General features: G+C 58.9%; 10 protein-coding genes and 1 pseudogene. 3 read left to right on the top strand and 8 right to left on the bottom strand.

Annotated elements, in window-relative coordinates:
- Positions 1 to 10: 10 nt before the first annotated feature.
- Both BLP10_RS16810 and BLP10_RS16805 read right to left on the bottom strand, forming a co-directional pair.
- Positions 11 to 1,480, bottom strand: a complete 1,470-nt coding sequence (locus tag BLP10_RS16810) for a c-type cytochrome (protein WP_091137134.1) — start codon at positions 1,478 to 1,480, stop codon at positions 11 to 13.
- Positions 1,480 to 1,893 (bottom strand): hypothetical protein, encoded by a 414-nt coding sequence (locus BLP10_RS16805; protein ID WP_091137131.1) that lies wholly within the window; start codon positions 1,891 to 1,893, stop codon positions 1,480 to 1,482. The genes BLP10_RS16810 and BLP10_RS16805 overlap by 1 nt, the downstream gene beginning before the upstream one ends.
- 797 nt (positions 1,894 to 2,690) lie before the next feature.
- Between BLP10_RS16805 and BLP10_RS23230 the strand changes: the two genes are divergently transcribed.
- Positions 2,691 to 3,371, top strand: coding sequence for a copper resistance D family protein (locus BLP10_RS23230; protein ID WP_175493948.1), 681 nt, complete (start codon positions 2,691 to 2,693; stop codon positions 3,369 to 3,371).
- A gap of 27 nt (positions 3,372 to 3,398) precedes the next feature.
- Here the strand turns inward: BLP10_RS23230 and BLP10_RS16795 are convergent, their stop codons facing one another.
- Complete coding sequence (locus BLP10_RS16795; protein WP_091137286.1) at positions 3,399 to 4,082, bottom strand: DJ-1/PfpI family protein; 684 nt, start codon at positions 4,080 to 4,082, stop codon at positions 3,399 to 3,401.
- 85 nt (positions 4,083 to 4,167) lie between these two features.
- Between BLP10_RS16795 and BLP10_RS16790 the strand changes: the two genes are divergently transcribed.
- A complete protein-coding gene (locus tag BLP10_RS16790; protein ID WP_091137126.1) occupies positions 4,168 to 5,130 on the top strand; it encodes a GlxA family transcriptional regulator in 963 nt (320 codons plus the stop codon).
- A gap of 574 nt (positions 5,131 to 5,704) precedes the next feature.
- On the opposite strand, the gene BLP10_RS16785 is transcribed toward BLP10_RS16790, so the two are convergent.
- The 4 genes and pseudogenes from BLP10_RS16785 to BLP10_RS16770 form a co-directional block, all read right to left on the bottom strand.
- Positions 5,705 to 6,478: a cyclase family protein gene (locus BLP10_RS16785; RefSeq protein WP_091137124.1), complete on the bottom strand. Its 774-nt coding sequence runs from the start codon at positions 6,476 to 6,478 to the stop codon at positions 5,705 to 5,707.
- A gap of 11 nt (positions 6,479 to 6,489) precedes the next feature.
- Complete coding sequence (locus BLP10_RS16780; protein WP_210183633.1) at positions 6,490 to 6,858, bottom strand: cupin domain-containing protein; 369 nt, start codon at positions 6,856 to 6,858, stop codon at positions 6,490 to 6,492.
- Positions 6,859 to 7,627: 769 nt separating this feature from the next.
- Positions 7,628 to 8,590, bottom strand: a pseudogene (gene pdxA, locus BLP10_RS23630) (4-hydroxythreonine-4-phosphate dehydrogenase PdxA); the annotation flags it as partial.
- The gene (locus tag BLP10_RS16770; protein WP_175493947.1) at positions 8,587 to 9,807 is read right to left on the bottom strand and encodes a four-carbon acid sugar kinase family protein; all 1,221 of its coding nucleotides are present in this window, start codon (positions 9,805 to 9,807) and stop codon (positions 8,587 to 8,589) included. The gene BLP10_RS16770 and the pseudogene pdxA, both read right to left, overlap by 4 nt.
- Before the next feature lie 127 nt (positions 9,808 to 9,934).
- Between BLP10_RS16770 and BLP10_RS16765 the strand changes: the two genes are divergently transcribed.
- The gene (locus BLP10_RS16765; protein ID WP_091137119.1) at positions 9,935 to 10,849 is read left to right on the top strand and encodes a LysR substrate-binding domain-containing protein; all 915 of its coding nucleotides are present in this window, start codon (positions 9,935 to 9,937) and stop codon (positions 10,847 to 10,849) included.
- A gap of 180 nt (positions 10,850 to 11,029) precedes the next feature.
- On the opposite strand, the gene BLP10_RS16760 is transcribed toward BLP10_RS16765, so the two are convergent.
- The gene (locus BLP10_RS16760) at positions 11,030 to 12,304 is read right to left on the bottom strand and encodes an IS701 family transposase (protein ID WP_425286965.1); all 1,275 of its coding nucleotides are present in this window, start codon (positions 12,302 to 12,304) and stop codon (positions 11,030 to 11,032) included.
- Positions 12,305 to 12,441: the final 137 nt, after the last annotated feature.

The raw sequence follows: 12,441 nt of genomic DNA, 5'->3' as shown, positions 1-12,441 counted from the left end.
GTGCAGCCCCCTAGTGGTCGTGCGTCGCGGTTCGGGTCGAGAGATTGCGGTTCACAACAACGCCGACCGACTGTGCGCCTGGAATCGGGGCCTTATTGTTCTGAAGGTGCTCCAGATAACGACCAAGAAGTCGCAGCTCAGCCTTGCTTCCGGGAAATGGCGGCATATAAGGCTGCGCGTAGTGCATATTCTCGATGTAGCTCGCCGTGAGGTCCGGGGTCCAAGGCTGATCGCCGAACATACGCTGCAAATGGCCTGAGATGCTATTGGAGCCGTGCCCGGAGTGGCAGCGCGAGCAGGTAATCATGAAGACATCTTTACCTTGCTGAATGGCCCTTAAATGGGCAGATCGTTCTGGCTCCGACAGACCGTCAGGGATCCCCGCAAGTTCGGCTTCAGAAAGCGGGTTTGAATACGTCGCATACTTGAGGACGCCATCTCGTTGCAACAGTGCATAGTCGTCTACCCGAATGCCGTTCGCGTACATGTAGCGTCCGATAATGTAGGGTTTTCGAATGAACTCTCGCACTCGTTCGAAGTGTCCAGTCATCCACAGGATGGATAGAAAGGGAATGACAAGTGCAATTCGCGGCAGGAGCTTCGGTCTGAAGATCGCGAACTGGACAACGAGCAGGATCGTGATCACGGTGGCTGCAGCAATTTGGAGGAACCGCTCCTGCCAGTCTGCAAATTCCAGTGTTCCTAGAGAGACCCCAAGATTCTCCTTCATCGCGCCAGGAACAGACGTGTAGTACCACCAGCCCGCAATGATGACGAGTGGTGCAAAGGCTAGGGTCCAGAGGCTAACTGCACGTAAGGCATCATACCGGAAAGCGTCGCCCCGCTGCGTGTAGAACAGGACAAGAAACATCGCAATGATCCCAGCCATTGCAGCAGCGAGTGGCGTCCGGAAAGCCAGCTGCGGCAGATAGAGCGGGTTCATCACTCCAATCCAGAAGCTGTGATCTGTTAGCCAATTGCCAGGATCCATCATGAACCCGAGGATCGCGACAATGATCGCCATGGTAATCCACGAGAAGAGCGCGAGTGCAAATCCAAGTCTAATGTGCCGGACCTTCCACTTGCCTCCCCGCGTACTCCAATTCTTCCAAGTCAATGTATAGGCAAGGATAAGGCAGACTTCGGTGATGAAGACGAGCCACTCAGCAAACCATGCCCAGAAGAAGACCCGAATGAGGCTCGCGATGGAGTATGGGTTCACCAATGATACGGAGAACCATATACCGACGCCGGTGAGCGCGCCAATGGTGGTGGTGATAAGGAAGCAGACAAAAAGGATTCTGTACGCAAGCCTGTCCCAGCGCGCGTCCTGCGACCGGTGACCGTACCATTCCATGGCGGCAATCAGAGGCATCATGCCAACCGCCAGCCCATGATTGATCAGCACATGCGTAATCGCGATGATGGCGATCAGCCAACGGTTTCCGAGAAGATCAAGGTGGAAAAGTGGGAAGTCCATCACAAGTCCCCTGTAGCGGTGCTACGGCGCATTGACTGAGCCCTGAGGTCATAGCCAGCAACAGTCAGCACCGCCAATTGCCAGGCGAGTAACACCGTGCCCATTCCATACTCGAGCGCGTTTGATTCATAGCTTGTGAGGACGTGAAGGCTTGCTGCTGCGAGGCCGACGGCTAGGACACCAGGAACCCATATCAGCAAAGCCTGATACAGGTTCATAGCGGCACGCGACAGGAATGCGCGCCTGGCTGCGTGTAGAAAGAAATGGGCGGCCGCGATGGCAACAGCCCCCCCTCCGACTATCCTGAGCAGGCCTGCACTTCCAATTAGAGCGAGCACAGTTATCAGCATGGCGATGTTGATGACGGTCCCTCGATAGGGCTTCTCGATAAGCCAGCGCGATATAGCGATCATCGTGGTCCATAAGGTTTCACAAGGATGTTTCGCGGGCTTGTTACAGTCGGCGTGTGAGTGGCGGCATTGGACATTTGGTCCAAGGGAATACGTCTGCTGTCGCCCCTATTACAGCGCGACCTAAGTTAACTGAGGCTCTTCATTGCGGAGTTTGGGACGCGATGCTCCACGATCTAACAATCATCCCTCTTCTTCGTCGATGCGGGATGGCCGCTCTAGCGATGGCTATCATCGGCGGAGTTTTTGCCTTTGGCATGGATACCATTGCGCTTGACGGCCGAGCCTGGGGTGAGCCGGAGAATCGCCTTTTGGCTGAGACAGAGCAAAGACCACATAGGACCATTGACTCCCCGCAATCGCAATCACAGGCGCCCATATCTGTTGAGCGGCTCCCCGTGTCGGGGATCGCTCCGATCTGGGCTGCTGTCTTTGATATTCCAGCATCGTTGGTCTGTCGACATTGTGCCTACAATGGAGAATTGGCCAGCAGATTCGGCAGCGCGCATCTCGCGAGTTGTCCGAGAAGCGGTCGCCCAGAGGCTCTGAGCGATACAATCGTCACCATCTTTGCGGAGACGGCCCAATCGCCCATTCTGACTTGGCTCGCGAGAGTTGTGCTCTGTATTGGACTTCTTGTCGGTGTCGGCGGCGCCTTTTTCAGTAACTGGGTGGCAGGCAGGGTGAGGCCTGGTGTGTGGATTGTGCGCGGGTTGATTGTTGGCTGTCTTGCTGTCGCGATTGCTGCAGCTGGCTTGAAGCTGCTCGCATCGTGCCACGCAGTTCTACATGGAGACAGCTTGACGTCAGCACCAGGAGATGACCTCGTAACCGACACGATAGAGATCGGACTTTTTGCTGCCCCAAGCCTCATCCTTGGACTCCTTTCGCTTAACCTGCGAGGCTTGCTCGGAAAGTCGTTGTCCCTCTGCGCAATGGTTCTGGCCGGCATCACTTTGACTGCGCAGAGTCATGCGGTAGAGACGCGCCCGCCTTGGCTTAGCCGTCCCACGATGTTTCTGCATGCTGTCGGGATCATCTTCTGGATTGGCTCCCTTCTCCCGCTTTCGATTGCATTCGCGAGGTGGGGGGCAGGTAGCAAGTTGCTTCTTCAGCGATTCACCCATGCCATTCCGTTCGCCGTGTTCCCACTTGCCGGTGCAGGTATGCTCCTTGCTATGGTTCAACTGCCAAGTATCAACGCGCTATGGGTGACACCTTATGGACAAGTCCTTTCAGTCAAACTTGCTCTGGTCGCCATGGTTTTCGCCCTTGCCGTTTGGAACCGTTTCTGGCTGACGGACGGAGCAATCGGCGGCGAGCGAGCAGCAGTTTCGCAACTGTCCCGCTCGACGCGGATCGAACTTATTCTCGTTGTGGCCATTCTCGCGACGACGGCGCTTTGGCACCTCACCCCTCCACCAGAGGATTTGTCCAAAGATCGGCTTAAGCGCGAAAGGGCATCTCAGCAAACTCAGTAACTGTGGCCCCCTGCGATCCTCTGCCGTTCATTTGCCATGGCTGAGAGCCCACTCAGCGATAATCGCCTCTCGGGCTGAGCGGGTCGGCTTCAGCCGGGTCCGTGCTGTCGCTAAAACATCTTGCGTTGCTCGCTCGGGCGTACCGGACTGGAAAGGTGGCGCGGGCTCGTACTCCAGTATCAGCTGGATTGTCTCTGCCTCTGTTCGGCCGAGGAGCTCCGCAATGACGGCTAGACCGAAGTCGATACCTGAGGTTACTCCACCAGCGGTAATAATGTTTTGATCTTGAACGATACGTTCGTTGACGGGAATGGCTCCGAAGTGAGTCAGAAGATCATGAGCATTCCAGTGTGTGGTGGCTCGCCTACCATTAAGCAACCCCGCGGCACCGAGAACCAGAGATCCGGTGCAGACGGAAGTGACATAGCGTGCGCTAGTTGCCTGCTTACGTATGAACGTAAGAACTGTTTCATCAAGGAGTAATGGATTGGTTCCCGTGCCGCCAGGTACGCAGAGGACATCGAAGTCCGGACAGTCGCTAAAACTCGCCGTAGGAGTGAGAGTCAGACCCGTGGAAGACTTGACTGGTTCATGATCCTTCCAGACGAGCTCAACTTCGGCGTCTCTTGCGGAGGCAAACACTTCGTAGGGACCGGTCAGGTCCAACTGCTGGATCATAGGGAATACAAGAATACCAAAACGAAGGCCCATTCGGAATCTCCTGGTTGACGATCCGATTATGGCAGGCCATTCGTTGGCGGAAACGCCAATCACCCCTCGAATCGCGCCAAAGCCCATGCGTCGCATAGAGATCCTCACGTTCGCCAATGCTCAGCTTCTTGATGTTGCAGGGCCGCTGCAGGTTTTCTCATACGCGAACGATCTCGCGGCGACGGATGGCCAAAGCCCTCCCTACGAGCCGGTTGTAGTCGCCAAAGATGCCAGTTTCACTGTCAGTGCTGGACTTACGATTGCTGCCCACTCCCTACCTGATCCTGGTATACCTCTGAATACCCTGATCGTGGCTGGAGGACGCGGGGTGAATGCCGCATGCGACGATCATGAACTGATCGGATGGCTTCGTCGCCGTTCAGAATCAGCCACGCGCACAGCATCTGTCTGCAGCGGCGCCTTTCTGCTCGCCACAGCAGGACTGCTGGACGGGCGGCGCGCGGTGACGCACTGGCATCGTTGTGCTGAGTTCGCCAAGCGCTTCCCGCAGGTCCGCGTCGATCCTGATCCTATATTCATACAGGACGGACGTATCTGGACATCAGCGGGCGTTACCGCAGGGATTGATCTTGCCTTAGCGTTAGTTGAGGCCGATCTAGGCGGCGCAGAGGCATTGGCTGTGGCCCGACACCTTGTCGTCTATCTGAAGCGCTCGGGCGGACAGGCGCAGTTTAGTTCAGTACTAGCGCTGCAACGAGGCCACGGTCATTTCGATCGTCTCCATGCGTGGATCATGGAAAACCTACAAGCTGATCTGTCCGTCCCAGCTCTTGCCAACCAAGTGAACATGAGCGAGCGCAGTTTCACTCGTCATTATCAACGTGTGACGGGAAGAACTCCGGCACGGGCAGTCGAAGACATTCGTGTGGAGGCCGCACGACGGTTGCTTGAACAGGGGGCGTCCGTCGCCCGCGCATCGTTGCGGTGCGGCTTCAGATCAGAGGAAACTATGCGTCGCGCCTTTGTTCGACGCTTAGGAACTAATCCGCAATCCTATAAAGAGCATTTCGGTATGGTTCGTGCCTAGTGTCTACTAGGCTCCGCTGTTATCGCGACATCCTCAGCTGACTATCATTTTTCTCTGAGAGAGCGGCGGGCCTACACCATTAGCAAGCCGCCTAGCTGAGTCGCTACGATTGCTCGGGGATCCACAATATACTCGAAACACCAGCACCGTTCTAGGCCCGGATGCCTCCCACAGCAATCAGATCCTTCGAGGTTATGGTAGGTCGGGATCGTATGGCGGGCACATCGAAAGATGCGATGGCGCTCGGATCGACTCAGCCGGCGTCATCAAGTCGATTGTCGAGGGGGCCGATGCATCCGATAATCGAGCCCTCGCTGCCATACTCCTGCCTGCGAACCGCAGCAGCGGTGACAATGCGGATTGTAATGACCAATACCGCTTTCGTTGTGCCGCTCCCAATTGGCTGTGATTCGTAGATACCACCACTAGGATTGTGCAGGAGCAGTCGGCATCGGTTCTCGTGCATCAATGCTGGCCGAGGGATGCATCATCGGCAGACGGCATCCGTAATGTTGGGATCAGATCTGTACGGGTCCTGGTAACAGAGCAATATTGATTCGCCGCTTCTTGCTTCCTATTGAACCGGCGCGATGGCGAAGACTCGTGCCGGGAAGCCCGATCCCTTTCTCGGTTTAGGCCAAGACGCAATCACGATCGCCCCGGCTTCCGGCAGCTCGCTCAGTTCGGCCAGAAGCTCGATCTGCCACTTGTCCCGAGCGAGCCAGTAGGCTTCCAGAGGAGCCTCGCGCCGCGAGACGACAACTCCCGGATCCGTATCGGTGGTCTCGTGGCCAATTGCGGAGACGTTCCGGCGCTCGGCGAGATACTGAAGAACCTCAAGGCTCCATCCCGGAAAGTGCGAAACTCCCTCGGTGTCGAAGTTCTTCATGGCCATGGCATCCGGCCAGCGGCGCGACCAGCCGGTGCGCTTTGCCACGAAAGCGCCCTGCGGAACAGGTCCGTTCCGGCCTTCCCAGGCATGAACGTCATCGAGAGAGACGCAATAGTCCGGATCCTCCGCGACGCGGCGAGTGATGTCGATCACCACAAGCGGCAGGATCATCTCCTCCACGGGGAGTTCATCGAGATGGCGCAGGCCGCGGATGAAATGGGCCGGGGGATCCACGTGCGTTCCCCACTGCCCCGTATGCCGATACTCATGCGCAAGAAACCCATGGCCCTTGAGTCCTATGCCCTCGTCATAGTGATAGAGCGTGATGCGCTCTTCAGGATCGAAGGAGCTGCAATGAGGAATGTTCCTGTCGAAGGCATGCGTCAGGTCAATCCAGCGGCACCCCTGAAGATCCCTCAGAACGGGCCACAGGCCCAGCGAAGATCCGGTCGCCATTGCCGTGTCCCTCAAGCGATACGATCAAGGTCGCGAACCGTGCGCTCATTCTCGACATTTCCGGTGTTGAGCGTGGTCCTCGGCTCAAGCAGAACGATCTCGCATTCGTCGCTCTCCGCTACGGGAAGATGCTCGACACCGCGTGGCACGACGATGAACTCACCGGGGCCGAGCCGGACATCGCGGTCACGAAACCGCATGAGAAGAGTTCCCTTGTGAACGAGGAACAGCTCGTCCTCGTGGTCGTGATGATGCCACATGAACTCGCCTTTGAACTTGGCGAGCTTGATCTGCATGTCGTTGATTTCGCCCGCAACCTTCGGACTCCAGTAGTCCGAAAACATGGCAAAGGCGGCGTCGAGTTGAACCTTATCCAGCATGATCTATTCCTTGAAAGGGCAATGAGCTTTGTCATGCCACATGGCTGAACGGACCCTCGGACCGATGACGGGTGAGGGCCTTTTTGATCATCGTTTGAATCGCGGCAAGCTGCGCCGTCAATCCAGGCTCCTCGGCCGGGAAAGCACCGTCGAGGGCGGCCGTTCCGACCGTGAAGCCGGCCGCCTGTCCGCGGACGACGTCGCAGATCCTGTCAAAACGATCGATCGATCCCGCAATGTACACCGGTTTCGATATCTCGCGGCAGACCTGACGAATCAGCTCGGGAACATCCCCGTCGAACCGGTAGGCCAGGAGGTCGAGCCCGTGAACGCCTTCCTTGGCGGCGAGAGTCTTGGCGCTTTCCACGATATCCTCGATCGGTCCCAGAAGGATGCTTGGATGTCCGACGATCTTGCCCGGGAACGGATAATACTCGATCCCAGTGCTCCTGATGATCGGCAGGACCGCGTCGGGGCGCGTTCCGCCCATGAGAACATCCACCTCAAGAGCAACGGCAGCCTTGGCCGATTTCACTTCGCTCGTCTCATCAAGGCTGACGACCTCGAGATAGAGCTTTGCCCCGCCCCGGCGAATGGCCGATGCCAGCAGTTTGAGGTCCTCGAAGGGAAGCCCAACATCCTTGAAGCCGATATGCCTGACGCCTGCAGCCAGCACTTCCTCGAGGCGGTCCATCGCATCGGGGATCGTGCGGTCCTGACGCGTGAGCATGAAGATAAATTCAGGCACTGGGCTTTCCATCATCGCGCCATTCAACTTTTCGGCTTGGGCGAGGGCATATTGCAGGGACCGGTGATCGGCCTTGCCCGCCCCGGCGATATCGAAGGCGGTACCATGATCGACGCTTGTCCGGACGAACGGAAGACCCAGCGTGATATTCACCCCATGATCAATCCCGAGATACTTGACCGGAATGAGACCCTGGTCGTGGTACTGGGCGACGACAACGTCGAACTCTCCGCGACGTGCCCGCATGAAGATCGTGTCTCCGGGCCAGGGACCCGTCGCGTCGATTCCTTCGGCCCGGGCGAGCTCGATGGCTGGCGCGATTAAATCGAGATCCTCTCGGCCGAAGAGGCCATTCTCCCCAGCATGCGGATTGAGGCCAGCCACTGCAACCCTGGGAGACGCAATGCCGGACCGGCGGCATGCCTCGTTGGCCAGTCTGATCGCCCTCAACTCGGTTTCGATCGAAACCTGCCTGATGGCATCGGCGAGGGAGAGATGGATCGTCACGAGCACGACGCGCAGTTCGTCATTGGCGAGCATCATGGTGAAGTCGCTCGTTCCGGTCCTCTCGGCCAGGATCTCGGTGTGCCCGGGATAGTCGATGCCGGCGAGCTTGAGAGCCTCCTTGTTGATCGGCGATGTCACGATCGCCCCGATGGAGCCCTGAAGAGCATAATCGATCGCGCGCTCGACATAGATGTAGGCCGCCTGACCTGCACGCGCATCGACCCGGCCGACGGGCAGGTCGACCGGGAGCCGGGTCTCGGCGACAACCTCGATCGTGTTCGGGGCGAATACCGCGTCGGAGGGATGCGATATCCGGCGGATGGCCATGCCGCTCCCGACGAGGTCGACGGCGCGCTGCATGATCGTCTCGTCGCCGATGACGATCGCCTGGGTCGAAGGGGTCTCATGAAAGAGCTTGGCGATGATCTCGGGACCGATGCCCGTCGGGTCACCCATGGTAATGCCGATCGGCTTCATGCCGCGCTCTCCTTCGATGTGGCGTTCATTGTAAGGTGCCTCCAGGCATCCGTGAGGCTGGCGCCATCGCCGAAGCCTCCTGCCTTCGTGATGACGCGCGCGGGATTCCGGCCCACGAAAGCCCCAATGGGAATGCCTGGCGACAGCTCCGACTCAAGCACGATTCCGGTTGCATCCAGGGCTCTCGCAACCTTGATCGCCGTGTCTCCCCCGGTGAGGACAAACCCGTCGTAGGGAGCTTGCGCGTGGAGGATCCGGACCGCGGCCGCGATCGATTCGGCCACCAGGGATGCCTTTTCCCGGCCGACCCGGATCTCGCCGAGGGTGGAGGTCACCACGACGGTCTGCATGCTGCTGCTGGGACCGAGGGAGGCAACGGCCTCCCGCGCGGCCTCCTCCGGTGCCGCAGCGGCCTTCATCGCGTCGACCTCGACGACAAGGTCGGCGTGGGGCCTCAGATGCTCCAGCTGCTCGCGACTGACCGGATTGACACTTCCGATGGCGACCAGGACGCGTCTTGAGCGAGGTCGACGGGGAGGCGAAGTGTGGCCGGGGAACGCTTCCGCGAGGGCTCGTGCCAGTCCCGGAGAGCCGATCCAGACCAGATCGGTCGGCTCGGGGACGGCGCGTACCATAGTGCGGAGATCGGAAGGCGTTTCGGCGTCGACGACAAGGATGGAATGGTTCCTCAAAGCCGATTCCAGAACATCCCGCCTGCCTGCGGAGGCTCTGTCCAATACGGCAATGGACCCGCCTGCAGCCGACAGGATACTGGCGATGTCATCGGTTTGCACGGGATGAAGGGGGTCGTTGGCAAAGGCCGTCGCGGATATCCCGACCCCATCGAGGAGCTGGCGCCCGCCCCGGGTGATGCGGCCCGCCTCCGGGAAAGCCGGAGCAAAGATGGCCGCGTGCCGCCCCGATGCCCGAAGCGCTGCGCCTAGCTCGCCGGCCAGATGGCCACGGATGGTAGAGTCTACGGTCTTGTAGAGAAGGTCGCGGTCCCGCAATCGGAAGACCGCATCGTGAACGCGCCGAATCGCCTCATCGTGAGATCGAATACGGCTGTCGGCGTCGATTGATACGACATCCCACCGGCTTGCTGCCCCAAGATGTTCCAGGCTCAGCGCCACCGTGGTCGGATGCCCGGCCTGAGCAAAGGCTATGCCGCCATCCGTGGCGCTTGTTAGATCATCTGCAACAACTGCGATCTTCATCGTGGGCCTGATCTTATGCTTGGGGCGCATCCCTCATCGTCCGGCTCATGGATGAGTAGGATGAATTGTCTGCTTGTGAAAATGATGATTTGATAAGGCTATCGGTGAGAAAAACGCACGTATTCCAATGACTGAACGTCTCCCCCCTCTGAATGCCTTGCGCTGCTTCGAGAAGGCCGCGCGTCTCGAAAGCTTCGCCAAGGCTGCTGACGAATTGCATCTGACGCACAGTGCAGTAAGTCGCCAGATCAAGAATCTTGAGGAGCAGCTTGGAGTCGCGCTCTTCGAACGGCGGAACAGGCGTGTTTATGTGACAGAGCCGGGTCGCCGGCTGCTTGCAGCAACGGCGAACGCATTTCATCTTATCCGGGATGCTTGCGAAGAGATTAGGCTGAAGGTACCTACACCCCTTGTCCTGTCTTGCGAACCCACCCTGACCCAGCGCTGGCTCATCCCTAGACTTCCTAGACTCGGTGAGTGCCACCCTGACCTTCTGGTTCATGTCGTTGCAGCGGGAGGTCCCGTGCAGTTCGATCGGGACCGTATCGACATAGCCGTCAGAAGAGACGATTTTCAGTGGGACTCAGATACTTACTCTTTCCCTATCGTCGAGGAGACGGTGGGGCCTGTTCTCAGCCCGGCACTTCTTGAGACATCTGCGCGCCGCCACGACCTCCTGAACCTGCCACTGATTCACTCCGCGACGCGCCCGGATGCCTGGGAGCGGTGGTGCAAGGAGAATGAGAAGACTGCGAATTCACGAGAAGGCCGCACGTTCGAACATTTTTACCTGAGCATCCAGGCGGCCGTGGCGGGCTTGGGGGTTGCGATCGGTCCTTACCCTCTGGTCGTCGACGAGATCCGGACAGGCCGGCTTGTGGCCCCCTTCGGATTCACGCCAAATGGTCACCAATATGTCCTGCTGACAAGAACAGACCTTAGCCAGGAGCCCCGGGCTATGGCCTTGCTGAAGTGGCTCAGGGCCGAGGCCGCAGACCTCTGTCCGCCAGTTGGAGAGTTGGTCGAGGTCTGTCATCGTTGAGGTTTCCGAACACAGCGCCACTGGATCATGTTTCTGCGACTACTTGGCCGCGAACTGCCCGGCTCGACCAGCTCTACAAGATAATTGGGTCGAATTCCTAACACTACAGTTGCACCTTTCGCTTGCGATGTGAGGCTTCCGCCATGGCCTGATGCGCTCGTCTCCAAGCGGACCAGGCGATCACGAAGGCGGGCTCGATCCGGCGTTGCCGGAGGCGTGTGGCCACGCGGCGGATTTCCTGGACAGACCATCGCACAAGCGCCGGAGCTTGGCCTCGTCGCTTCTTTTTTGGGGTGAGGTCAGAGTATTGGCGCGCTGGCGCACCACCGCCATCATGGCAAATGCCAGCATCACCAGCGAGACATGGCGGTGCCAGCCATGCCACGAGCGCGTCTCGTTGTGCGTGAGACCCAACTCGGTCTTCGCTGTCTCAAAGGCATCCTCAATTGCCCAGCGCTGGCCCTCGACCCGCACCAATTCTTCGATCAACGTACCGGCGCGACACCAGGTCGAGAAGAACGCCAGGTCCCCATCAGAGAGGGTGCGCCGGATCAGCAGGCCGCGTGTCCACAGGCCGGTGAGGTGCTCGTTGTATTCGTCAGCCTCGAGATCAGCGAGTTCGACATAGGCCCAGTCATACAGGCGCGCTCCCTTGGTGCCGTCACCGGCTGACAGGCGCGTCCAGGCCTCAGGCGCAAGAGCCTTTGCGATCTGCTCGGCCGTGCCGGCGACCTCGGGTTTGTCGATCCAGGAGTTGAATTGATCAGAGGCATGCGCGCCCAGCACATAGCCCTTGCCAGCCCGGCGCAACTGCATCTCGATCCGGCCCACGCTATAGACCGTGTCGGTGGAGACCCAGTCGAACGGCATGTTGGCCGCAATCGCCCGCTCGATCATCTGCGCGGCGATCTCGGGTTTGGTGACGAAGCCGATGCTGTCGGGCACCTGAGCGGCGGTGCGGCGCTCGGGCTTACTTGTCCAGTCCTTAGGCAAATACAGCTGGCGATCGATGAAGGCGCAGCCCTTGTCCGAGACATAAGCCGCAAACACGCCGATCTGACAGTTCGTGATCTTGCCAGCCGATCCAGTGTACTGGCGTCCCACGCCACACGAGTGCTGGCCCTGCTTGAGAAATCCGGTCTCATCGATCACCAGCACGGCCCCAGGCGAGGCGAGCGTCTCGAGAGCATAGTCGCGCACCATGTCCCGCAAGACATCCGCGTCCCAGTGGCTACGCCCGAGCACCGCCTGCTGGCGCCAGGGGCCTGGATCGCCAGCGGCTTCGGCCCGCATCCAGCCGGTCTTGCGCCGCTCAGGCCCGAGCAACCCATCGAGGAAGGTCGCCGCCGAGGCAGCGACACTGGGATGGGCAAACAGCGACCCGAGATGAACTTTGACCTGACGCAACTCTACACACCAGAGTTCGAGCATCTGCTCGATGGCTACACCCGTCATGGCAGCCTCCTGTGTCAGATCAGGAGATAACTAGCGCAAAACTAGTGGGTGCAACTGTAGTGCTAAGCCAACACGTTGCACTTTCATCCCAGTGGCAACGTTTGGTGACGATCCACATCACGATTACCAGGAATTGA

This window comes from Microvirga guangxiensis (assembly GCF_900102135.1).
In the GTDB taxonomy this organism is placed as follows: Bacteria; Pseudomonadota; Alphaproteobacteria; order Rhizobiales; family Beijerinckiaceae; genus Microvirga; species Microvirga guangxiensis.
Note: the sequence above shows the minus strand (reverse complement) of the source record. Positions and strands in the feature narration are given on the sequence as shown.

Coding starts and splice junctions, on each gene's coding strand:
- BLP10_RS16810 (WP_091137134.1), bottom strand. CDS start 1,480: ATGGACTTCCCACTTTTCCACCTTGATCTTCTCGGAAACCGTTGGCTG.
- BLP10_RS16805 (WP_091137131.1), bottom strand. CDS start 1,893: ATGATCGCTATATCGCGCTGGCTTATCGAGAAGCCCTATCGAGGGACC.
- BLP10_RS16795 (WP_091137286.1), bottom strand. CDS start 4,082: ATGGGCCTTCGTTTTGGTATTCTTGTATTCCCTATGATCCAGCAGTTG.
- BLP10_RS16790 (WP_091137126.1), top strand. CDS start 4,168: ATGCGTCGCATAGAGATCCTCACGTTCGCCAATGCTCAGCTTCTTGAT.
- BLP10_RS16785 (WP_091137124.1), bottom strand. CDS start 6,478: ATGGCGACCGGATCTTCGCTGGGCCTGTGGCCCGTTCTGAGGGATCTT.
- BLP10_RS16780 (WP_210183633.1), bottom strand. CDS start 6,858: ATGCTGGATAAGGTTCAACTCGACGCCGCCTTTGCCATGTTTTCGGAC.
- BLP10_RS16770 (WP_175493947.1), bottom strand. CDS start 9,807: ATGAAGATCGCAGTTGTTGCAGATGATCTAACAAGCGCCACGGATGGC.
- BLP10_RS16765 (WP_091137119.1), top strand. CDS start 9,935: ATGACTGAACGTCTCCCCCCTCTGAATGCCTTGCGCTGCTTCGAGAAG.
- BLP10_RS16760 (WP_425286965.1), bottom strand. CDS start 12,304: ATGACGGGTGTAGCCATCGAGCAGATGCTCGAACTCTGGTGTGTAGAG.